At 73.2% G+C, this 22,388-nt stretch carries 19 protein-coding genes; 8 read left to right on the forward strand and 11 right to left on the reverse strand.

Going from position 1 to position 22,388, the window contains the following annotated elements; translation table 11 throughout:
* Positions 1–135 precede the first annotated feature (135 nt).
* From Cs7R123_RS29600 to Cs7R123_RS29610, 3 genes are all read right to left on the reverse strand, one after another.
* Positions 136–960: a GDSL-type esterase/lipase family protein gene (locus Cs7R123_RS29600; protein ID WP_212831269.1), complete on the reverse strand. Its 825-nt coding sequence runs from the start codon at positions 958–960 to the stop codon at positions 136–138.
* A 151-nt stretch (positions 961–1,111) separates the two neighbouring features.
* Complete coding sequence (locus Cs7R123_RS29605) at positions 1,112–1,948, reverse strand: SDR family NAD(P)-dependent oxidoreductase (protein ID WP_212831270.1); 837 nt, start codon at positions 1,946–1,948, stop codon at positions 1,112–1,114.
* A gap of 204 nt (positions 1,949–2,152) precedes the next feature.
* Positions 2,153–3,058: a LysR family transcriptional regulator gene (locus Cs7R123_RS29610; protein ID WP_212831272.1), complete on the reverse strand. Its 906-nt coding sequence runs from the start codon at positions 3,056–3,058 to the stop codon at positions 2,153–2,155.
* Between the two features lie 70 nt (positions 3,059–3,128).
* Here Cs7R123_RS29610 and Cs7R123_RS29615 point away from each other — a divergent pair, with 70 nt between their 5' ends.
* Positions 3,129–4,028: a DMT family transporter gene (locus Cs7R123_RS29615; protein ID WP_212831274.1), complete on the forward strand. Its 900-nt coding sequence runs from the start codon at positions 3,129–3,131 to the stop codon at positions 4,026–4,028.
* Here Cs7R123_RS29615 and Cs7R123_RS29620 read toward each other — a convergent pair.
* The gene (locus Cs7R123_RS29620; RefSeq protein WP_212831276.1) at positions 4,023–4,988 is read right to left on the reverse strand and encodes a ketopantoate reductase family protein; all 966 of its coding nucleotides are present in this window, start codon (positions 4,986–4,988) and stop codon (positions 4,023–4,025) included. The two genes, Cs7R123_RS29615 and Cs7R123_RS29620, sit on opposite strands and share 6 nt — an antisense overlap.
* A gap of 75 nt (positions 4,989–5,063) precedes the next feature.
* On the opposite strand from Cs7R123_RS29620, the gene Cs7R123_RS29625 reads away from it, so the two are divergent.
* On the forward strand, positions 5,064–6,920 hold the full coding sequence (locus Cs7R123_RS29625; protein ID WP_212831278.1) for a hypothetical protein: 1,857 nt from the start codon (positions 5,064–5,066) through the stop codon (positions 6,918–6,920).
* Between the two features lie 79 nt (positions 6,921–6,999).
* Here Cs7R123_RS29625 and Cs7R123_RS29630 read toward each other — a convergent pair whose 3' ends face one another.
* The 4 genes from Cs7R123_RS29630 to Cs7R123_RS29645 all read right to left on the reverse strand — a co-directional run bounded on the left by Cs7R123_RS29630 (position 7,000) and on the right by Cs7R123_RS29645 (position 9,236).
* A complete protein-coding gene (locus Cs7R123_RS29630; protein ID WP_212831280.1) occupies positions 7,000–7,491 on the reverse strand; it encodes a hypothetical protein in 492 nt (163 codons plus the stop codon).
* Positions 7,492–7,714: 223 nt separating this feature from the next.
* Entirely contained in the window at positions 7,715–7,909 is a 195-nt protein-coding gene (locus tag Cs7R123_RS29635) for a hypothetical protein (protein ID WP_212831281.1), read from the reverse strand.
* A gap of 301 nt (positions 7,910–8,210) precedes the next feature.
* The gene (trmB, locus tag Cs7R123_RS29640; RefSeq protein WP_212834641.1) at positions 8,211–8,900 is read right to left on the reverse strand and encodes a tRNA (guanosine(46)-N7)-methyltransferase TrmB; all 690 of its coding nucleotides are present in this window, start codon (positions 8,898–8,900) and stop codon (positions 8,211–8,213) included.
* 129 nt (positions 8,901–9,029) lie between these two features.
* Positions 9,030–9,236 (reverse strand): TM2 domain-containing protein, encoded by a 207-nt coding sequence (locus Cs7R123_RS29645; RefSeq protein WP_212831283.1) that lies wholly within the window; start codon positions 9,234–9,236, stop codon positions 9,030–9,032.
* A gap of 341 nt (positions 9,237–9,577) precedes the next feature.
* Between Cs7R123_RS29645 and valS the strand changes: the two genes are divergently transcribed.
* Both valS and Cs7R123_RS29655 read left to right on the forward strand, forming a co-directional pair.
* Positions 9,578–12,076 carry a valine--tRNA ligase gene (valS, locus tag Cs7R123_RS29650; RefSeq protein WP_212831291.1) on the forward strand — a complete coding sequence of 833 codons (2,499 nt, stop codon included), beginning with the start codon at positions 9,578–9,580 and terminating at the stop codon, positions 12,074–12,076.
* 148 nt (positions 12,077–12,224) lie between these two features.
* The gene (locus Cs7R123_RS29655; protein ID WP_244872219.1) at positions 12,225–14,621 is read left to right on the forward strand and encodes a transglycosylase domain-containing protein; all 2,397 of its coding nucleotides are present in this window, start codon (positions 12,225–12,227) and stop codon (positions 14,619–14,621) included.
* Positions 14,622–14,742: 121 nt separating this feature from the next.
* Here Cs7R123_RS29655 and Cs7R123_RS29660 read toward each other — a convergent pair whose 3' ends face one another.
* Positions 14,743–16,854 carry a glycoside hydrolase family 6 protein gene (locus Cs7R123_RS29660; protein WP_280517337.1) on the reverse strand — a complete coding sequence of 704 codons (2,112 nt, stop codon included), beginning with the start codon at positions 16,852–16,854 and terminating at the stop codon, positions 14,743–14,745.
* Between the two features lie 402 nt (positions 16,855–17,256).
* Entirely contained in the window at positions 17,257–17,631 is a 375-nt protein-coding gene (locus Cs7R123_RS29665) for a VOC family protein (RefSeq protein ID WP_212831295.1), read from the reverse strand.
* Positions 17,632–17,683: 52 nt separating this feature from the next.
* Here Cs7R123_RS29665 and Cs7R123_RS29670 point away from each other — a divergent pair, with 52 nt between their 5' ends.
* Positions 17,684–18,181: a MarR family winged helix-turn-helix transcriptional regulator gene (locus tag Cs7R123_RS29670; RefSeq protein ID WP_212831297.1), complete on the forward strand. Its 498-nt coding sequence runs from the start codon at positions 17,684–17,686 to the stop codon at positions 18,179–18,181.
* A gap of 181 nt (positions 18,182–18,362) precedes the next feature.
* Here Cs7R123_RS29670 and Cs7R123_RS29675 read toward each other — a convergent pair whose 3' ends face one another.
* Positions 18,363–18,920 (reverse strand): TetR/AcrR family transcriptional regulator, encoded by a 558-nt coding sequence (locus tag Cs7R123_RS29675; RefSeq protein WP_212831298.1) that lies wholly within the window; start codon positions 18,918–18,920, stop codon positions 18,363–18,365.
* A 247-nt stretch (positions 18,921–19,167) separates the two neighbouring features.
* Here Cs7R123_RS29675 and Cs7R123_RS29680 point away from each other — a divergent pair, with 247 nt between their 5' ends.
* Genes Cs7R123_RS29680 through Cs7R123_RS29690 form a run of 3 tightly spaced genes read left to right on the forward strand, consistent with a single transcriptional unit; the run spans position 19,168 to position 22,324 of the window.
* The gene (locus tag Cs7R123_RS29680; protein ID WP_244872220.1) at positions 19,168–20,658 is read left to right on the forward strand and encodes an NAD(P)/FAD-dependent oxidoreductase; all 1,491 of its coding nucleotides are present in this window, start codon (positions 19,168–19,170) and stop codon (positions 20,656–20,658) included.
* Complete coding sequence (locus tag Cs7R123_RS29685) at positions 20,658–21,545, forward strand: SDR family oxidoreductase (RefSeq protein ID WP_212831300.1); 888 nt, start codon at positions 20,658–20,660, stop codon at positions 21,543–21,545. The genes Cs7R123_RS29680 and Cs7R123_RS29685 overlap by 1 nt, the downstream gene beginning before the upstream one ends.
* Entirely contained in the window at positions 21,542–22,324 is a 783-nt protein-coding gene (locus Cs7R123_RS29690; RefSeq protein ID WP_244872221.1) for an alpha/beta fold hydrolase, read from the forward strand. The genes Cs7R123_RS29685 and Cs7R123_RS29690 overlap by 4 nt, the downstream gene beginning before the upstream one ends.
* Positions 22,325–22,388: the final 64 nt, after the last annotated feature.

Genomic DNA, 22,388 nt, shown 5'->3' on the forward strand with positions numbered 1-22,388 from the left:
GCGACGGCTGCAGGGAGCACGTCGCCCGACGGCGAGCTAGAAGACTCTTCAGGCGCTCATGAGCTTGGGTACACCCTAGGGTTTAAGAGTGTTAACAGTAAAGAGTGTTGTCGATTTTTTCTGTGCCATCCCGGCTCAGAAACCGAAGCCGGCGGCGTAGGAGATCTGGGCGAGAACCGCCTGGCCGGAGGTGTTCGGGTGGAAGTAGTCCCACGTCGACACCTGCGAGAGCGCGAACGGGTAGTTGAACACCGCGTTGTCGTCGAAGTCGCAGTTGGCGCCGTAGGCGGCGCAGGCCTGGGCGAGCTGGGCGTTGAAATCGATCACCCGCTGGCGGACGCGGTCGCGGCGGTCGACGTCGGCCTGCGCGGTCGAGGTCGGGTTGGCCAGCAGCGACTGGCAGATGCCGAACAGCGACCAGGTCGACCGGGCCGAGGAGCTGTCCTTGCCGACCTGCCACAGCCGCTTGACGTCCGGGACGGAGATCAGCGCGACCTTCGCGTTCGGCAGGCCGGCCTTGAGCGTGCCGAGCGCCGAGTCGATCGAGGCACGGTACGAGGCGATCGAGGTCATCGACGCCTCGGTGCTGGTGCACGCGTCGTTGGCACCGATCAGGATCGTGACGTACTGCGCGTTCTGGCTGACCGCCGTGGCCGCCTGGCCGGGCATGTCGGCGGCCTTGGCCCCGCTCTTGGCGTCGTTGTAGTTCTTGCCGCTGATGGCGGCGTTCTTGGCCAGGATGCGCGAGTAGTGGCTGCTCACCGAGGCGTAGTTGCCGGTGCTGAACGACCGGGCGGTGCAGTCGGAGTACCAGCCGCAGGCGTTGAAGCCGCGGGTGATCGAGTCACCCATGCTGGCCATGGAGTCGGGCGGGGTGACGGCGGCGGCGGCCGGGCTGGCCAGCAGCATGACCGCGGCCGCGGCGGCCGCGAGCACGAGGGAGGGGCGCGCGAGGCGCATGGGGGCCTGCCTTCCAGGGGGACGGAGAAGACGGGGGCGTACGGTTTCCCGAGCTCAGCGCACAGCAACCGGGTCGGGGCACCGCTACCGCGCGGGCACGCGGTTACCGAAGGGTAATATTCCGGTGACCTAGGTCACAAGACGTTCGTCCCTATCGGGCATCCCGTTCGGACAGTCCCGCCTCGTCCTGATAGCGGACCCGGGCCGCGTCGTCGCGCAGCACCACCTGGTCCGGCACCAGCAGCCGGTATGCCACGTCCCGCCCGCCCTGCGGCAGCAGCGCCAGCAGCCGGGTCAGCGGGTTCAGCCGCCACGGCACGAACACCTCGAACCGGGGCCGCCGGATCGCCCGCACGACCGCCCGCGCCACCTCGGCCGTGGTCAGCCGCCGCACCGAGCCGTGGCTGGTGCCCGCCGCGAGTTCGGTCTCCACGACAGACGGCATCACCACGGTCACCTGCACGCCGGTGCCGGCCAGCTCGTGGCGGGCGGCCAGGGCGAAGCCGTACACGGCGTGCTTGGTGGCGGCGTAGGTGGCCTCGCCGGGCGGGCTGATCCGGCTGGCCGCCGAGGCGACGGTGACGATGTGGCCCCGGCCCCGGGCCCGCATGCGCGGGGCGGCGGCCAGGAAGCCGTGGCGTACGCCGTGCACGTTGACGTCGAACTGCCGTCGGGCGGCGGCGTGCGGCTCATCGGCGAACGGGCCGACCCACATCACGCCCGCGTTGTTGACCAGCACGTCCACCGGGCCGAACGCCGCCTCGGCCCGGTCGAGGAAGGCGGTCACCGAGTCGGGGTCGGTGACGTCCAGCGGCACGGCCAGGGTCTCGCCGGGCAGCGCGGCGGCGGTCGCGGTCACGGCGGCGGCGTCCAGATCGCCGAGCACGACACGGGCTCCGGCCGCGGCCAGTTCGGCGGCGATCGCCGCGCCGATCCCCCGGGCGGCACCCGTCACCGCCACGGTCAGTCCCGCGATCGCCCGCGCCATCCCACCGCTCCCCTGCTCGTCGTGCGGGCCACCATACCGGTAGAGTCCGCGCAAAACGGCCCGAGAGTCCACGCCCAACGGCTCGGGTCCACGCCTTTCATAAACGTTGGCCTATCTCATTGACTTCGATCTACTGCGAATCGATGAGATAGGCCAACGTTTATGAAAAACGGGTGGTGAGCGGGTGCGGCTGGGTGTGACCGGTCAGGGGTGGGGTGCGGCGAGCTGCTGGAGGGTGTGCAGGAGGTCCTGGGTGACGGGGCGGGTGCGGCCGGGGGCGGTGACCGCGCCCAGGTAGCGGGTCGGGCACGGGGCGGCCAGCCGGATCGCGGTCACCCCGGGCGGCGCCCCGACCAGCGCCACCGACGGGACCACGCCGATGCCCACCCCGGCGGCGACCAGCGACAGCGCGAAGCCGTAGTCGGTGGCGCGGCAGGAGATGCGCGGGGCGAACCCGGCGATGGCGGCGTACCCGGCGAACAGGTCGGCGATGCTCTGGCAGCCCTGCACCCAGCGCTGCTCGGCCAGGTCGGCCAGGGCGAGGCTGGCGTGGCCGGACAGCGGGTGGCCCGGGGGCAGCACCACGAACAGCGGGTCGTCCAGCAGCGGCGTCCACAGCAGGCCGGAGCGGTCGCCGGGGCGCACCGGCGGCGGCCCGTCGAAGTGGTACGCCAGCGCGAGGTCGGCCTTTCCCTGCCGTACCAGGGCAAGGCTCTCCTCGGGCTCGTGCTCCAGGACCGTGGTCTCCAGCCCGGGGCGGGACTCGGCCAGCCGGGTGAGCGCGGGCGGCAGCAGCCGCTGGCCGCCGCTGACGAAGGTCGCCACGGTGAGCAGGTCGGGGTCGGCCCCGGCGAGCCGGTCCAGGCGCACCCGCGCGTGGGTCAGCTCGGCGAGCACCACCTCGGCCGACTCGACCAGCACCCGGCCCGCCGGGGTGAGTTCGGTGCCGCGCGCCCCGCGCGCCACCACCTCGGTGCCGACCGACCGCTCCAGGGCCGCGATGTGCTGCGACACCGCCGACGGGGTCAGCAGCAGCGCGCTCGCGGCGCGGCTGAAGCTGCCGTGCGCGGCGACCTCCCGCAGGATGCGCAGCCGCTGGACGTCGATCATCAGTATTCCTTAAAGGTCATGAAGCAAGCGGTGACTACTGCTTATGCCTGCGAGCTTGCAGGCTGGACACATGAGACGTCAAGCCTGGCTGCTGCTGACCGCGATGTCCGTCCTGTGGGGCATCCCGTACCTGTTCATCAAGGTCGCGCTCGTCGACCTGCCCCCGGCGGCGATCGCCTTCGGCCGCGTCGCCGTCGCCGTCGCGGTGCTGCTGCCGATCGCCGTACGCGCGAAGGCACTGGCGCCGCTGCGCGGCCGCTGGGGGGCGGTCACCGCGCTCGCGGTCGTGCACGTGGTCGCGCCGCAGCTGCTGATCACGTACGGCGAGCTGCATGTCAGCTCCGGGCTCACCGCGCTGCTGCTGGCCGTGCAGCCGCTGGCCATCGCCGCCCTGGCGCTGCGGATCGACCCGGCCGAGCGCACCGACCGGCGCAAGCTGATCGGGCTGCTCGCGGGGCTGGTCGGGGTCGCCGCGGCGGTCGGGTTCGACCTCGGCGGCGGCACCGGGTCGCAGCTGGTGGGTGCGGGGCTGGTGCTGCTGGCCGGGATCTCGTACGCGCTGGCCACCACCCTGGTCAAGAAGCGGCTGGCCGACGTGCCGTCGCTGGGCGTGGTCACCGGCACCACCGGCATCGCCGCCGCGCTGCTGGCCCCGCTCGCGGTGCTCACCGCCCCGGCCCGGCTGCCCGGCACCTCCGCGATCGGCGCGGTGCTGGTGCTCGGCCTGCTCAGCACGGCCGCGGCGTTCCTGCTGTACTACCGGCTCATCGCGCTGGCCGGGTCCGGCGTCGCCGGGCTGGTCTCCTACACCAGCCCCGCCGTCGCGGTGCTGCTCGGCGCGGTGCTGCTCGGCGAGCCGATGCACGCCAGCACGCTCGCCGGGTTCGCCCTCATCCTCGGCGGCTCGTGGCTGGCGACCCGCCCGGCCGCGCCGCGCCCGGCGCCGCTGCGGACCGCCGCGGCCTCATGAGGGCAGCAGCGCCCGCCACTCGGCCGCCGGCAGCGATGCCGGCGGCCGCCCCTCGCGCGCGAACAGGTTCGCCATCCGCCGGGCGTGCTCGTTGTACGGCGCCGCCACCCCGTGCAGCCGCCCCAGCAGCACGATCTCGCCGTTGAGGTAGTCGGCCTCGATGCTGCCCGTGCCCCGGGCCAGGCTCTGCCACGACGAGCTGCCGCCGCGCGGCGTGCCGGGCACGTCCTGGCGCACGATGGTGTCGCCGCGTCGCACCCGGTCCTCCTCCGCCGAGGCGTAGTCGATCCCGGCCGCGTCCAGCACCGCGACCGCCTCCGCGCGCAGCAGCTCGCCGAGCTCGGCCGCGCCGCCGTCGCGGCCGCACACCGCGTCGACCGCGTTGGACAGGTTCACCAGCAGCTTGCGGTACTTCCAGCGCATCACGTCCGGTCGGGTGGACGACGCGAACCCGGCCTCGCGCAGCGCCTCGGAGATCAGCTCCGCCGTGCCGTCCGTGCCGTACGGGTAACGGCCCAGGTCGAGGATGCCGGGAGTGGGCGCGCTGTGCGCCACGACCACGCCGGGCTCCAGGTGGGTGGCGGGGAAGGCGACGCAGACCGCGTACACGTTCGGGAACAGGCGCAGCGCGGCGCGCTCGTTGGCGACGCCGTTCTGTAGGCAGGCCACCGGCGTCGCCGGGTCCACCGCCGCCGCCAGCGCCCGCAGCGCCGCCTCGGTGTCGTTGCCCTTCATCGCCAGCAGCACCGCGTCCACCGGGTGCGGCAGCTCGGCCGGATCGGCGCAGGCCGCGACCGGGACCGTACGGCGGCCGGCGGGCGTGGCCAGGGTCAGGCCGTCGCGCCGGATCGCCGCCAGGTGATCGCCCCGGGCCAGCAGGACCGTCTCATGTCCGGCCTCGTGCAGCAGGGCGCCAGCGGCACCGCCCACGGCACCGGCGCCGTAAACCAGGAAACGCACGATCACTGAGCCTACTTCACGGCACGATCGACCAGGCCACTTCACAGACAGTGCCCCAGCGGGCACGATGGCTGCATGCCTGAGGGGGGAAGGCTGGCTCAAGCACGGCAACTGGTGTCCCGGCTGGACTTTCCCGGTGCCCAGCAACTGCTGCGCGACGAGCTGGCACGCGCGCACGTCGATCCGCACGCCGCCGACGAGTCCGAAGCGGACACCGCGGCGCTGTACGCCGGAGTGATGCTCCAGCTCAACGAACCGCACACGGCCCGCACCTGGGCCGCGTACGCCCACACCGCCACGCGGCTGCACCACGGCGAGTTCGACCGGCGCACCCTGCACACGCTCGGCCTGCTCGCCCTGGCCCAGCACCGCACGGGCGCACTCGACCGCGCCGGGCTGCTCTACACCCAGCTCGTCGAGGACCTGACCCGGGTCGAGGGCCACCGCGGCGACCGCACCCTGGCCGCCCGCGCCGACGCGGCGGTGGTCGACCACGCCCGGGGCCGCTGCGAGCGGGCCCGCGAGCAGCTCGCCGACGTCGTCACCGCGTACGAGCTGCGCCACGGCGCCGGGCACCCGATGGCGGTGCGGATGCTGGTGCGGCTGGCCGGGATGTGGCGCGACTGCGGCGACTTCGACCAGACCCACCGGCTGCTGGCCCAGGCCCGGGAGCACCTCGCGGACCAGCCCGCGGGTGGCGACCTGCACCGCCTGCTCCAGTCGGCCTCCCGCGCCCCGGCCGACCCGCACCACCACTGCGGCGTCGACCCGACCGCCGACCCCGACGAGGACGAGGACCCGCCGACCGCCCCGGCCCGGCCCGGCCCGGCAGCGGCCCCGCCGGGCGAGTGGCCCGCGCCCGCCGACGACCCGGGCAGCTGGCCGCCCATGACGACCGGCGCGGCAGGCTGGCCGCCACACGCCGGTGACGGTGACGGTGACGGTGACGCAGTCTGGCAGCCACACGCCGACGACCGCTACGCGGCATCGCCTGAGCCGCGATCCTGGTCCGGCGAGGAACCGGCTGGGCACGGCGATGAACGGCCCGCCTGGCAGCCCGCCCAGGCCGAGCGGCCCGCCTGGCAGGCCCCCGAGGCCGAGCGGCCCGCACCGCACGCGGGCCGGGCCGACACCGACGGGTTCTGGCCCGACGACGAGATCTTCGAGCCCGAACCCGTGGTCGGCGCGCCGGTCCGGCGGCCGGGACCTCGGCCGTCGCCGCGCCCCGCGCCGTCTCCCGCACCCGAACCCGTGCTGACGTCCTTCGGGACGCGAGCGGCGCCGCTCGCGTCCGAGCCGGTGCCGGGGCGCGTTCCGTCCGGGCCGGCCGCCGACCGCCCCGGATACCACGACCGCCCTGGCTACGACGACCGCCCCGGCTACGACGACCGCTCCGGCTACGACGACCGCTCCGGCTATGAGAACCGCTCCGGCTACGACGACCGTTCCCTGCCCGGGGACCGGCGGCTGCCGACCGACCGGGTGCCGACCGACCGGCTGCCGCGCACCGGGGTTGCGCCGCGGCGCCGGGGGCGGCTGGCCGCCGGGCTGGCGGTGGGTGCGGCGCTGGTCGCCGTCGCCGCGGTGGCCGGGACGGTGATGCTGGTGACCGGCGGGGATGATCCCGACGGCACCGAGTCGCCCGCTCCGGCCGGTGCGCCCAAGGCGCCCCCGGTGGCGGGGCTGACGCTGCACGACGAGGGGAGCCGGGTGCAGCTGTCGTGGACGTACCCGGAGGACGTGGCGGCGCCGGTGATCGTGTCGATGGCGTTCGCCGGGCAGCCGATGCGGCCGCTCCAGTCGCTGCCTGCGGGCACCGAGCTGGTCACCGTGCCGGGGCTGGACCCCGACCGGGACTACTGCCTGACCATCACGCTCGCGTACGCCACCGACCGCATGGTGATGGCCCCGGCCGTCTGCACCGAGCGCTGAACGGCGGCGGCGCGGCGGGCGGGGTCGGCCGCCGGGCGGACACCCGGCGGCGGCGCGGTGGGCGGGCGGGGCGGGCGGTTCAGGCCGGGTCGGCCGGGGTGGTGGCGCGGACGGTGAGCTGGCGCAGCCAGAGGCTCTCGCGCTGGCGCCGGTGCATGGTGGCCAGCAGCGCCGGTGGCAGCGGGCCGTGGCGCAGCTGCTGGGCGACGAGCCCGGCCAGGGTCATCACCGGCATGTCGTACGCGCTGTCGGCGGCGAACAAAAGCAGGTCGCGCACCAGGTCCGGGGGCAGCTCGGGTGGCAGCAGCGGGCACAGCGAACCGAGGACGGCGTCGGTGTGCCAGCCCCCGTCCGTGCGCCGGTGCGCGAGCAGTGCCCGGACCAGGGCGATCAGGGTGGGTGGAGGCAGGGTCGCGGCCATGCCGGACAGGCTGGGTTCGCCCGGGTCGCCCGCCATGCCGCCGCCGCGGCGCAGACTGACCAGTTCGGACGCGGCCTCGGCCAGGTCGTGGGCGGCGATGCGGGCCTCGATGCGCGCCAGGCGCTGCGCGTATGTGGCCGGGGCGGTCATCTGCGCCCCGCCTCGGGAGGCCCGTCCACAGTGGTCGGTGTCGTCATGTCGGCGGATTGTAGGCACCTCCCCCGACAAACCCGCTTCCACCGGTCGCGGCCTGCACGCATTTTCGGGGAAAGTGCTGGAATCTTGGCCGGAATTCCAGCACTTTCCCCGAAAATGCAGCAACCCCGCACCCCGCGCGGACGCGGGACGTGCGGGGTGCGGATGCGGCGGTACGTCAGCCCGCGCGGCGGTTGGCCCACAGGCGCGGGCCGCCGCCCTGGGTCTTCTTGGGCACGAACGCCTGCTTGCCGTGCGCCTGCTGCTGCTGGCCCTTGCCCTTGGCGCGGCGCTCGGCCCGGTTCATGGGCTGGGGCTCGGCGGACTCGTCAGGCTCGGGCGCGTCGGACGGCGAGCTGTGATCTTCACGCATGGTGTCTCCTGTGGATGCGGGCACGCCGACGGCTGCCGATGGGCGGCGGGGCGGGCGAAGTCGGATCAGGACGAGCCGTACGTCGCGGCGTCGTCCCGGACGGGTACGGCCTCGAGGCTCTATGCGGCACGCCCGCGGGCAGTCGGCCGCGGTCCGCCGGGGCGGGCCGCCGGTGGTGCGCGGCGCGCGTCGACTACGCGGGGCGTGGGATCACGCTCAGTTGTACATGCGCAGGAGCCTAGCAGGCTGCACGATGATCCGCACCCGCGCGCGCCCGGGGCCGCGGGCGGGGGCGGCGGGTTCAGGCACGCCGGTAGAGCAGGTCGAAGATCTGCCGCCCGGCGGCGACGCCGCGCTGCTCGAACTTGGTCAGCGGCCGGTGGGCGGGGCGGGGGGCGTAGCCGTCGTGCAGGTTGACCAGTCCCTCGTCGGCCGACAGGACCTCGGCCATCTGCTCGGCGTAGTCGGCCCAGTCGGTGGCGCAGTGCAGCACGCCGCCGACGGCCAGCCGCGAGCGCAGCAGCGCCACGGTGTCGGGCTGGATCAGCCGCCGCTTGTGGTGGCGGGCCTTGGGCCACGGGTCCGGGAAGTAGACGTGCACGGCGTCGAGGGCGCCCTCGGCGAGCATGTGCCGCACCAGGTGCAGCGCGTCGCCCTGCGCCACCCGTACGTTGGCCAGGTCCTGCTGCTCGACCACGGCCAGCAGGTTGCCCAGGCCGGGCGGGAACACCTCGACGGCCAGGTAGTCGCGGCCGGGGTCGGCGGCGGCCATCGCGGCGGTGGCGTCGCCCATCCCGGAGCCGATCTCCAGCACCAGCGGCGCCCGGCGGCCGAACAGCGCGACCTGGTCGATCGGGGTCCACGGCTCGGCGATGGTGACCCCGTAGCGCGGCCACAGCCGGGTCAGCGCGTCCTCGTGGCGGCCGCTCACCCGCCCCCGGCGGGGGTAGAACGTGGTGATCCGGGTGCGGTGGCGCCCGTCGGGCAGCACGTCGTCCGGTTCGGCGTCGTCGAGGTCGGCGGCGGGCACGAGGTCAGCGGAGGTCACAAGAGAGTCAGGATATCAGCGCCGACAGGCGGCAGCCCCGGCCGCGGCGGGCGGCCGGGGCTGCCGGGTTCATCAACGAGCGAGGGCCTGGCCCTGCTTGTCGTTGAACTTGCCGACCAGGATCATGATGAAGTCGATGAGCACCCATACGCCCAGGCCACCGAAGGTGACCAGCTGGAGGATGCCGGTGCCGACCTTGCCGACGTAGAAGCGGTGCACGCCCAGCACGCCGAGGAAGAAGCAGAGCAGCAGGGTCACGAGCCAGGACTTGCTGTTCACAGGGGTTCCTTCTGTCGAGGGATCGCGATTCCCGCCGCCAGCCGGACGGCGGGAACCGGAACGTAGCAACCTGTGCGCTCCATCACATCGGCCGCAACGGCCGCAATGATCATGCGTTCGGTGGACGGATGCGCCGGGGCGGCCGGACCGCTACCATCGGGGGCAGACCGACCGATGCCGAAGGAGGAGCCATGACCCGCGCGCTCCCCGCATCGACGCTGTCGGTAGTACGCGTAGCCGAACCGGGCCGCGCGTAATCCTTCGATCACCGCGCCCGACGCGCGCGGTGGTCACCCAACCTCTCTCTCGCGTCCGGGCGCCATACCCACCGAGGTGAGGTCATGAGCCTTCCGGAGAAGCCCTCGATCGACGGGCTGGCCGACAGGTGGTCCCAGCGCTGGGACGCCGACCAGCTGTACCGCTTCGACCGCGCGGCGCCGCGCGAGCGCGTGTTCGCCATCGACACCCCGCCGCCGACGGCCAGCGGCGCCCTGCACGTGGGGCACGTGTTCTCGTACACCCAGACCGACGTGCTGGCCCGGTTCCAGCGCATGCGCGGGCGCGAGGTGTTCTACCCGATGGGGTGGGACGACAACGGCCTGCCGACCGAGCGCCGGGTGCAGCACCGGTTCGGGGTGCGCTGCGACCCGTCCCTGCCGTACGACCCGGACTTCACGCCGCCGGAGCAGCCGGGCCGCGAGCAGGTGCCGGTGTCGCGGCGCAACTTCACCGAGCTGTGCGCCCGGCAGACCGAGCTGGACGAGCGCGCCTTCGAGGAGCTGTTCCGGCTGGTGGGGCTGTCGGTGGACTGGTCGCTGCTCTACACGACGATCGGCGAGCGGGCGCGGGCGGTGTCGCAGCGGGCGTTCCTGCGGGCCCTGGCGCGCGGGGAGGCGTACCAGGCGCAGGCGCCGACGCTGTGGGACACCACGTTCCGTACCGCGGTGGCGCAGGCCGAGACCGAGGACCGGGAGCGGCCGGGGGCGTACCACCGGATCGCCTTCCACCCCGACGGCGCCGCCGCCGACCCGATCATCGTGGCGACCACGCGGCCGGAACTGCTGCCCGCCTGTGTGGCGCTGGTGGCGCACCCGGACGACGCCCGCTACGCGCCGCTGTTCGGCACGAGCGTGCGCACGCCCGGGTTCGGCGCCCGGGTGCCGGTGCTGGCGCATCCGCTGGCCGACCCCGCCAAGGGCACCGGCATCGCGATGATCTGCACGTTCGGCGACGCCACCGACGTGATCTGGTGGCGCGAGCTGGACCTGCCGACCCGCCCGGTGCTGGGCTTCGACGGCCGGCTGCGGCCCGAGGCCCCCGAGCACCTGGACGAGCAGGGGCGGGCGGCGTACGCGCGGCTGGCCGGGCTGACCCCCGCCTCGGCCCGCGAGCAGGTGACCGCGCTGCTGCGCGAAACGGGTGACCTGCTCGGCGAGCCGGAGCCGATCAAGCACCCGGTGAAGTTCTACGAGCGCGGCGAGAAGCCGCTGGAGATCGTGCCGACGCGCCAGTGGTACGTGCGCAACGGCGGCCGCGACCCCGGACTGCGCGCCGCCCTGCTGGCCCGGGGCAGGGAGCTGAACTGGCAGCCCGCCCACATGCGCACCCGGTACGAGCACTGGGTGCACGGCCTGGCCGGGGACTGGCTGATCAGCCGCCAGCGGTTCTTCGGCGTGCCGATCCCGGTGTGGTATCCGCTGGACGCCGACGGGCAGCCCGATCACGGCCGCCCGCTCACGCCCGCCGAGGGCGCGCTGCCGATCGACCCCAGCTCCGACACCCCGAGCGGCTACACCGAGGAGCAGCGTGGGGTGCCGGGCGGGTTCACGGGCGACCCGGACGTGATGGACACCTGGGCGACCTCGTCGCTGACCCCGCAGATCGCGGGCGGCTGGGGCCACGACGACGACCTGTTCGCGCGGGTGTTCCCGATGGACCTGCGGCCGCAGGCGCACGAGATCATCCGTACCTGGCTGTTCGCGACGGTGCTGCGCGGCCACGCCGAGCACGGGGAGCTGCCGTGGCGCACCGCCGCGATCGCGGGCTGGATCCTGGACCCGGACCGGAAGAAGATGTCGAAGTCGGTGGGCAACGTGGTGACCCCGATCGGGCTGCTGCGCGAGTACGGCTCCGACGCGGTGCGCTACTGGGCCGCCGCGGCCCGGCCCGGCGCCGACACGGCGTTCGACACCGGCCAGATGCGCATCGGCCGCCGCCTGGCCACGAAGATCCTCAACGCCACCCGGTTCGTGCTCGGCCTGGGCGAACCCGCTGCGGACGCCGCGATCACCGCGCCGCTGGACCGGGCGCTGCTGGCCGCGCTGCGGCCGGTGCTGGCCGAGGCGACCGAGGCGCTGGAGCAGTACGACCAGGGCCGTGCCCTGGCCGCCGCCGAGCGCTTCTTCTGGACGTTCTGCGACGACTACCTGGAGCTGGTGAAGGTGCGCGCCTACGGCGAGCACGGCGCGGCCGCCGCCGACTCGGCCCGCCTCGCCCTGCGCACCGCCCTGTCGGTGCTGCTGCGGCTGCTGGCCCCCGTGCTCCCGTTCGTGACCGAGGAAGCCTGGTCGTGGTGGCACGACGGCAGCATCCACCGGGCCCCGTGGCCGACCTCCGCCGAGCTCGACGGCGGCGGCGACCCCGCGGTCCTGTCCGCCGCCATCGAGGCGATCGAGGCGGTGCGCCGGGCCAAGTCGGAGGCGAAGGTGTCGATGCGTACCCCCGTGTCGGCCCTGACCCTGCCCGACGGCGACCGGCACGACGCGATCGCGGCGGACGTGCGCGACGCGGGCGTGATCACCACCCTCACCCGTGGCGCCCCGCTCGCCGTCACCCTCTGAGCGGGGCCCCTTCGCACCCCCTCTGAGCTGGGAAGTGTCTGAGTTGGGTGCTAAATGAAAAAAATGCGATGTGCACCACATGTGCCGGGCGATCGGGGGCGGGCGGGGCAGTCTTGATCAGCCCCGTCCCTCCCCCGAAGGTGCTGCCATGTCGCGAAAACCCCTGGCCAAGCGACTTACCAAGATCGGCGTGATCACCGCCGTGGCGGGTGTCGTGCTGGTCGCGGCCGCCGCCCCCGCGGCCGCCCTGGCCGACTGGGCCATCGAGCAGACCGCGCCCTCGTACGAGTCGCTGCCGCAGGTGCTGCGCGAGCCGACCACGGCCCAGGCCAGCTACCTGTACGCGAACGACGGCAAGACGCTGATCACCACGTTCTACGACCAGAACCGCCGGGACGTGCCGCTGGACCAGGTCGCGCCCGCGATGCGCGACGCGGTGGTGGCCGCCGAGGACACCCGCTTCTACGAGCACCACGGCGTGGACGTGCGCGGCGTGCTGCGCGCCGTGGTCGCCAACAGCGCCAGCGGCGGGGTCGAGCAGGGCGCCTCGACGCTGACCATGCAGTACGTGCGCAACGTGCTCAAGAACGACCCGGGGCTGACCCCCGAGGAGCGCGAGTCCGCCACCGAGCAGACCGCCTCCCGCAAGATCCGCGAAGCCCGGTACGCGCTGTCGCTGGAGCAGAAGCTCACCAAGAACCAGATCCTGGAGCGCTACCTCAACATCGCGTACTTCGGCGCGGGCGCCTACGGCGTCGACGCCGCCGCGCACACCTACTTCTCCAAGGACGCCGCCGACCTGAGCCTGGGCGAGGCGTCGCTGCTGGCGGGCCTGCTCCAGGCGCCCGAAGCGGACAACCCGCTGTCGCAGGGCCTCGACCGGGCGGTGGAGCGCCGCGGCTACGTGCTCAAGGCGATGGTCGGCACCGGCGCGATCGACCAGGCGCAGGCCGACGCCGCCGCCGCCACGACGCCGGTGCTCAAGCACGGCTCCTCCCCCAACGACTGCGTCGCCTCGAAGAACGAGTGGGGCTTCTTCTGCGACTACTTCCGCACCTGGTGGAAGGGGCAGCCCGCGTTCGGCGACACCCCCGAGGCCCGGGTGCAGGCGCTGCGGCTCGGCGGATACCGCATCGTCACCACGCTCGACCCGGCGATCGCCACCGAGGCGCAGCGGCAGGTCGTGAAGGTGTACGGGTACACCAACAAGCGCGCCCTGCCGATGGCCGTGGTCGAGCCCGGCACCGGCCGGGTGCTGGCGATGGCCGTCAACCGGCACTACAACCCGGCCGACAAGCCCGGCAACTCGGTGAACCAGCTCGTCGCGGGCGCCGACACCGCGCACGGCTACCAGGCCGGCTCGACGTTCAAGATGTTCACGATGCTGGCGGCCCTGGAGCAGGGCAAGACGCTGGACACCACCTTCGACTCGCCCAGCCGCCTGGTCACCAAGTGGCCGGACTCGGGCAAGGACACCAGCTGCGACGGCCTCTGGTGCCCCAAGAACGCCAACCCGGCCTTCATGGACGGCGACCGGAACATGTGGACCGGCTTCGGCCGCTCGGTGAACACGTACTTCGTGTGGCTGGAGCAGCAGGTGGGCGCCGACCGCGCGGTCGAGATGGCGCAGCGGCTCGGCATCCAGTTCCGCGACTCCGGCGACGCCGACCGGGCCCGGACCAGCCCGGACAGCTGGGGCTCGTTCACGCTGGGCGTCTCGCTGACCACCCCGCTGGACCTGGCCAACGCGTACGCGACGCTGGCCGCCGACGGGCAGTACTGCACGCCGGTGCCGGTGCGCGAGGTGGCCACCGCCGCCGGTGAGCAGCTGAACGTGGGGCAGCCGGACTGCCACCAGGCGGTCGACAGCGACGTGGCGCGGGCCGCCACCGACGCGGCCCGCTGCCCGGTGGGCCAGCAGAGCGCGTACCACGGCTGCGACGGCGGCACGGCGACCGCGGTCTCGCAGCTCATGGGCGGGCGCCCGGTCGCGGGCAAGACCGGCAGCTCGACCGACAACATGACCGAGACGTTCGTGGCGTACACGCCGCAGCTGGCCGCCGCGGCGATCGCCGCCAACCCGGACAGCTCGCTCGACAAGGTGGGCGCGGCGGTGCTGCCGCAGGTCTACCGGGCCGTGGCGGCGACCCTGTCCACCGGCTCCAAGCCGCTGGAGGTCCGGCAGTTCGTGGCGCCGACCCGTACCAAGGTCGTCGCCGACGACCGCGACCGCGGCGACCTGCCCGGTAACGAGCCGACCACCGAGCCGTCGCCCTCGCCGTCTCCGTCGCCGAGCGTGCAGCCGTCGCCCAGCCGCGACAGCCACCATGACGGCAAGGGCAACGGCGACCAGGGCAATTCCGACAAGAACAACCAGGACAAGGGCAGCCAGGACAAGCCGCAGAGCGACAAGCCGGGCAAGCCCAAGCCGACCCCGTCGGCCAAGCCGAGCGCGTCGGTCAAGCCGACCGCGTCCAGCAGCCCCAGCCCGAGCCAGGACGAGAGCAAGCCGAGTCCGCAGCCCAGCCGCAGCCGGCGGCACTGACCGGGTACGACTTCATCGAGTACGACTTCATCCGGTACGGCGAAAAGCCCCCTCCCCCGCGTCGGCGGAGGAGGGGGCTTTCACCACCCTGTCAGGTTCGCGGGCTCCGAGGAGCCCGGGATCAGGAGAGCGGCGGGTAGGCGTTGGCCATCAGCTGCTGGAACTGCGCCGAGAACCACTGCCCCGAGATCGGGGCGTTCGGCAGCGAACCGGTCAGGCTGTTGCCGTTGCGCTCGTTACCGGTGTAGGTCGGGTCGCACATCCGGTCGAAGCCCTTGCCCTCGTCGTTCGGGATCAGGCTGCTCGAACCGTCCGACTCGCCCGGGGGCTTCACCCACACGTACGCGTCGATGCCGGAGGCCGGGGCGGCCTTCGGGCGCTCGCCCATGCCCGCACCGGCCTGGTTGCACCAGTTGCCGGCGTGGATGCGGCGGTCGATCCGCGACTGGTTGACGAACGTGTTCACGTCGGTCGAGGTCGACGCGGCGGTGGGCCGGGTCGTCTGGATCGACTGGCACGGGGCCTGCACGCAGTTGCCCCAGCCGTTGCGGGACGTGTCGATCAGCATGCCGATGGTGGAGTTGAAGCCGACCGACACCAGCTGGCTGCGGAACGCCTGCGCGAACGTGAGCTCGTCGACGTAGAAGTTCCAGTCGACCCACTTGGCCTGGCGGACCGAGGTGCCGTTCACCGAGGTGTTGATGGTGAAGTACGGCTCGGTCAGGGCCGAGTAGTTGGCGGTGTTGGTGATGAAGCCGTGGACGTAGTTGACGTTGCTGCCCTCGGCGGTCGCCGCCTCCTTCAGCTTGGTGGCGGTGGGGCCGAAGTTGGTGTCCCAGCCGATCCAGCCGTGGTGGGCGGAGTCGATGTAGTTGTAGGTGTTGGCGATCGGGCCGAGCTTCGACAGCGCGTAGCCGATGCCCTTCACGTAGCCGCCGTTGGAGTTCATCGTGGCGCACTTGGCCACGTTGAGGTTCGTCACCAGGTTCGGGATCGAGTCGATCTCGATGATGTTGACGATCCGCAGCGCCGAGTACTTCGAGTCGGCCTGGATCGCGGCGATCGGGTCGATGTACTCCGTCTTGTAGCGGGGCAGGTCCTCCGTGCCCAGCTCACCGTTGGAGGCCAGCGCCGAGCAGTCACGGCCGGGCAGGTCGTAGATCACGAACATGACCGTCAGCGGGGTGGCGCCGTTGGCGGCGTCCTGCGCGACAGCCGCGTCCAGGTGCGCCCGCAGGCCCATGCTGGTCGAGGAGCCGGCGATGGCGGCGATCCGGTCCAGCCACACGGCGGTGGAGGTGTTGGACACCCGGCTGCCGCCGGGCTCCGCGTTGGCCTTGGCCTTCCACTCCGGGTTCACGTAACCGGTCGAGCCGGAGTACGGGTTGTCGACCTTGCCGATCGAGTCGTTGTCGGACTCGGTGACCGCCAGCGTGGCGCTGGTGTAGCCGGAGGACGACGCGGTGACCGTGGCGGTGCCGTTGGTCTGGTCGGCGTCCTCGGCCGCGGAGACGGCCACGGCCACGCCGGCGACGGCGTTGGCCGGGGTCAGCGTCACCGACGCCGGGGTGGTGATGTCGGTGTCACCGGTGCGGGCCAGGGCCACCGTCACGTTGGCGGTGGGGGCCGAGCTCAGCTTGACCGTCACCGAGCTGCTCGCGCCCTCGGCGACCACCGTGGAGGTGGGCGAGAAGATGATCTGCTTGGTGCCGCCGCTCGGGCTCGGGCTGGCGCTGGGGCTAGCGCTGGCGCTCGGGCTCGGCGGGGTGCTCGGCGACGGGCTGGTGGTGGTGCCGCCCGTGCAGGTGACGCCGTTCAGCGTGAACGAGGTCGGCTTCGGGTTGCTGCCGGTCCACTTGCCGTTGAAGCCGATGCTGGTGGAGGCGCCCGTGGCGAGGTTCTTGTTCCAGTCCAGCGCCACCGCGGTGACGTTGGCGCCGGAGGCCGACCAGGTCGCCGACCAGCCCTGGGTGAACGTCTGGCCGCCCGGGAAGGCGAACTTCAGCGTCCAGTTGGTGATCGCGTCACCGGTGTTCTTGACGACGACCGTGCCGGTGAAGCCACCCATGTTGGTGCCTTCGGTCCAGTCGCTGGTGGTGTACGTGATGTCGCAACCGGGGGCGGCGTGCGCCAGGGTTGCGGGGAGGGTGACGAGGCTGGCGACCACGAGGGCGCCGGCACCGGTCAGCGCGGCTACCTTGCGCCTTCCGGCGAGCCTGATCGGGAACTTCATGCCATCTCCTTGGGCAGGTCCCGCAATCCCGGACGAGATCGCGGTAGCGCTCCCACGGACGGCCGGGAGGATGGCCGCGTATGAGAACACTGGGATGGAACGGGTTTACCCGGCCCGGCCGGGCGGAACTTGGTGACGCACGCGACCGCATCACGGTCCGTGCCACCGCCGTCCCGATGAGACACCGGGCTGCCCTCGGCGATGAGTTCGCGTGTTCGGCTCCCCACGAACGGGCTTCATAGTCGCACAGGAAACACGGGCGACACAACACTGTCCGTCGATTTGAACGGCATGCGAAGGAAAGCACCTGACCAGCGCTGGTCGCGCTCCCACGCAACCCCTGACGACGGGCGTGAAACCGCCTAAAAGCCGCCCCCGCGACGGCCGCGGGGGCGGCTTGTCTCATTCGGTGGAACGCTGCTGCATCAACGCCAGATGATGTCCGTCGGGGTCGCGCAGGAACGACATCCACAGCTCGGAGCCGCCGTCGCGGTGCACCGCGTGCGGTTCGTCCACGAAGGACACACCGAGGGCGCGCAGCCGGGCATGCTCGGCGTCGATGTCGTCGACGGTGAAGTACAGCGTCACCCGGCTGGCGAACTCCGGCGCCTCCGGCACCCCGAGGTAGAGCCGGACGTCGCCGCTGGCGAAGAAGGCCATCGGCTGCCCCGGCACCTGGAACAGCAGCGGGATGCCGAGCACGTCGCGGTAGAACGCGACCGAGCGGTCGATGTCGGTGACGCTGACGTGGATCTGGCCCAGTGGCCCGAGTGCCATGGCTGCCCCTATACTTAACCGCAGTTAAATGTTAACTCAGGTGAAGGATGGCATGAGCCCGAAGACCCGTCAACCCGGCCCGCTGCCCAGCCCGCTGCCCGGCCCGCCCGCCGACCTGCCCGACGACGAGCGCCACCGCACTGCCAACGTGCTGCACTCCGCCGCGTTGCGGCTGCTGCGGCGCGCGGCGGCGGCCGACTCCGGGATGGACCTCGACGGGCCGCGCGCGTCCCTGCTGTCCGTGCTGGTGTTCGGCGGGGCCCAGCCGATGAACCGGCTCGCCGAGATCGAGCGGGTGTCGCCGCCCGCGATCACCAAGCTGGTCACGGCACTGGAGGCGGCCGGGCTGGCCACGCGTACGCCGTCGCCCGACGACCGGCGGGTGGTGCTGGTGTCGGCCACCGACGCGGGGCGGGAGGCGTTGGAACGGGGCCGGGCCGAACGGGTGCGCACGGTCGCCGCCCTGCTGGACGGCCTGCCCCCGGAGGACCTGGCCCTACTGGAACGCGCCGCCCACCTCATCGCCGCCCGCCTTACCCCCCACCCCTGACCCCTGACGCCCTGACCCAACCCACTCCCGCCAGCCAGGGCGAGCACGCCCGGCCCCCACCCGTTTTTCATAGACGTTGGCCTATTACATCGACTGAGCGAAGATCGTTTTCGACGTGATAGGCCAACGTCTATGAAAAACGGGGCGCAGGGCCAGACGCGGAGGCGGTCAGGGGAGGCGGTCAGGGGCGGAAGTTCAGTACCGCCGAGATCAGGCGGACCACGTCGGCGTGCAGTGCCGCGAACCGGCCGTCGCGGCCGCCGTCGGGCGCCACCGCGGGGGCGTACGGGTCGATCGCGTGCAGGAGCAGCTCGTTGATCCCGCCCACGATCGCCAGCGCCTGCGCCGGCGACAGCGGCTCCAGTCCCGGGTCGTGCTGCCGGCCGACCTCCACCAGGTCGACCAGCGTCTGCGCGAACCCCTGCAACGTCCGCTGGCGCAGCATGAACGCCCGCTGCCCCGCCGCCTGCACCTCGATCAGCATCGTCCGGGTGAACTGCGGCATCGTCTCCAGCGCGCCGAGGTACGCCGCCGCGCCGTCGCCGATGCGCTGGGGCCACGGCTGGTCGCCCGAGGCGGCCGCCCGGATGATCAGCATCAGCCGGTCGCAGACGTGCTCGTAGAGCGCCATCAGGCACTCTTCCTTGTCGGTGAAGTGCTCGTAGAAGGTGCGTTTGGACACCCGCGCCAGGGCCACGATGTCGGCGATGGTGGTGGCGGAGTATCCCTTCTCACTCACGCATGTCGCGAGCGCACCGGTGAGGTCGCGACGGATGGTCTGGGCCGTTCTCGTGGGTGCGGCCACGGCTCCTCCGATGATGCTGGAACGGTTGCCGACTGTACCGGCGCGACGCTGCGGGAACATCCCCTTCCCTCCGGTGTTACCTGGTGGTAATTTCGGCCGCGACGACTGGTACCAGACAGTACCAACGGTCGGGCCGGACTTCGGAGGACGGCGACGGACCTCGGAAGAGGGAGGTGGGCCTGTGGCTCAGGCCGTGCACACGCGGATCGCCGTGGTGGGGGCGGGGTTCGGCGGCCTCGGGGCCGCGATCCGGCTGCGCCGGGCGGGATACCGCGACCTGCTGGTGTTCGACCGGGGCACCGAGGTCGGCGGCACCTGGCGCGACAACACGTACCCGGGCTGCGCCTGCGACGTGCCGTCGCAGCTGTACTCGCTGTCGTTCGCGCCCAACCCGGACTGGACCCGCAGCTTCTCGCCGCAGCCGGAGATCTGGTCCTACCTGCGCCGCGTCGCCGACGAGCACGGGCTGCGCCCGCACCTGCGGCTGGGCCACGAGGTCCGCCGCGCCGACTGGGACGGCGCCGACCGGGTGTGGCGGCTGGAGACCCAGCATGGGACGTACACGGCGGAGGTGCTCGTGGCCGCGGGCGGGCCGCTCGCCGAGCCCAGCGTCCCGGACCTGCCCGGCCTGGCGGACTTCGAGGGCGAGGTCTTCCACTCGGCGCGCTGGCGCCACGACCTCGACCTCACCGGGCGGCGGGTCGCCGTGGTCGGCACCGGGGCGTCGGCGATCCAGTTCGTGCCGCGGATCGCGCCCGCCGTGGCCCGGCTGACCCTGCTGCAACGTACGCCCGCCTGGGTGCTGCCGCGTCGCGACCGGCGCCTCACCGCGCTGGAGCGCACCGTCTACCGGCACGTGCCCGGCGCCCGGCGGCTGGCCCGCGCCGCGATCTACTGGGCCCGCGAGCTGCAGGGCACCGCGTTCCTGCGGCCCGCGCTGATGCGGTTCGGGCAGGCGATGGCCCGCCGGCACCTGCGCCGCGCCGTGCCCGACCCGGTGCTGCGTGAGCGGCTGACCCCGCGCTACACCATGGGCTGCAAGCGGGTGCTGCTGTCCAACGACTACTACCCGGCGCTGAACCGGAAGAACGTCGAGGTGGTGACCGAGGCGATCACGCGGGTCACCGCGCGCGGCGTGGTCACCGCCGACGGGCGCGAGCATCCGGTCGACACGATCATCTTCGGTACGGGGTTCCACGTCACCGACCCCCCGCTGGCGCGGCTGACCCGGGGCGCCGACGGGCGCACCCTGGCCGAGCACTGGGGCGGCAGCATGTACGCCCACCACGGCGCCACGGTGGCCGGATTCCCGAACCTGTTCCTGCTGCTCGGCCCGAACACCGGCCTCGGGCACACCTCGGTCGTCTTCATGGCCGAAGCCCAGTACGACTACCTGCTCGGCGCCCTGCGCCATCTCGACCGCACCGGCGCCGCCGCGATCGAGCCGACCGAGTCGGCCCAGCGGGCCTACAACGAGCGCCTCGACCGGCGCATGCGGGGCACCGTGTGGACCACCGGCGGCTGCCGCAGCTGGTACCTCGACGCCAGCGGTCGCAACTCGACGCTGTGGCCGGGCTACTCGTGGACGTTCTGGCTGCGCTCGCGCCGGTTCGACCCGGCGTCCTACCGGGTGGTGGCCGCCGCGGCCGCGGCCGTGCCGGGCAGGTCGTGATGGGCGCGACGCTGGCGGGGCAGACCGTGCTGATCACCGGCGCGGCGCGCGGCATCGGGGCGCACACGGCCCGGCTGGCCGCGGCCCGGGGCGCCCGGCTGGCCCTGGTCGGGCTGGAGCCGGTGCTGCTGCGCGAGCTCGCGGCCGAGCTGAACACCGGCGGCGGCGCGGCGGCCTGGTTCGAGGCCGACGTGACCGACTCGGCGGCACTGGCGGCGGCGGTGGCCGGGACGGTGGCGCGGTTCGGCCGGATCGACCACGTGGTCGCCAACGCGGGCGTGGCCAGCCTCGGCACGGTCGCCACGGGCGACATCGAGGCGCTGGCCCGTACCGTGCAGGTGAACCTGATCGGGGTGATGCGCACCGCCGCGGCGACGGCCGGGCCGGTGATCGCCGCGCAAGGGCACTACCTGCTGGTCTCCTCGACGGCGGCGTTCGCGGCGATGCCGGGGATGGCGGCGTACTGCGCCGCCAAGGCGGGGGTGGAGCATTTCGGCAACGCGCTGCGGCTGGAGCTGGCCCACCACGGGGTCACCGTCGGCACCGCCCATCCGGGCTGGATCGACACCGACCTGGTCCGCGACGCGCGCGACGACCTGCCGTCGTTCCGCGCGGCGCTGGGGCGGCTGCCGTGGCCGGTCGGGTCGATCACCTCGGTGGACCGGTGCGCGGCCGCGTTCGTGCGCGGGCTGGAGCGGCGCAGGCGGCGGGTGTACGTGCCGCGGGCGATCGCGGTGGTGCAGGCGCTCCGTACCGTGATCAACAGCCGGGCGGGCGGGGCGGCGGTGTCGCGGCACTCGCGTGAGCTGGTGCCCAGGATGGAGGCCGAGGTGGCCGCGCTGGGCCGCTCGTTCGGCGCCAGCAGCGCGGAGGAGGCGGGCCGGTGAGGATCGCGTACGAGCGCCGCGGCAGCGGCACCCCGCTGGTGCTGATCCACGGCATCGGCCACCACTGGCGCGCCTGGGAGCCGGTGCTGGACCGGCTCGCCGAGTCGCACGACGTGATCGCGATCGACCTGCCCGGGTTCGGCTGCTCGCCGGTGCCCGACGGCGGGATGCCCGACGGCATGGGCCCGACCGTGGCGCTGCTGCGCCGCTGGCTGGCCCGGGAGGGCCTGGACCGGCCGCACGTGGCCGGCAACAGCCTGGGCGGGGCGATCGCGCTGGAGCTGGCCGCGGCGGGACTGGCCGCCTCGGCGACCGCGTTCGCCCCGGCGGGCTTCTGGCGCCGCTGGCACGTCGCGTACGCCCTGACCGTGCTGAACACCCTGCGCTGGGGCACGATGCTGCCGTCGCCGCTGGTCCGCGCCCACCTGAGCGCCCGGACCGGCCGCAGCCTCGCCTTCGGCATGCTGATGCGCCACCCCGGCCGGCTGACCGCCGAGCGGGCCACCGCCGACGCGCTGGCCATGCGCGACGCCCCCGGCTTCCGCCCGGTCGCCCGGACCGCGGCCGCCTACCGCTACCGCGGCACCCCCACCGTCCCGGTCACCGTGGCCTGGGGCGACCGCGACCGCATCCTGCTACCGGCCCAGGCCGCCACCGCCCGCCGCGCCCTCCCCCACGCCACCCACATCACCCTCCCCCACTGCGGCCACGTCCCCATGTCCGACAACCCCACCCTGGTCACCACCACCATCCTGTCCACCACCACCACCGCCCTCTGAGCCGTCGATCATGAACTTGTGGCACGGTTCGACGGTGTGTCGCGTGCACAGCTTCCTGATCGAC

The sequence above is a fragment of the Catellatospora sp. TT07R-123 genome, assembly GCF_018327705.1.
GTDB lineage: Bacteria > Actinomycetota > Actinomycetes > Mycobacteriales > Micromonosporaceae > Catellatospora.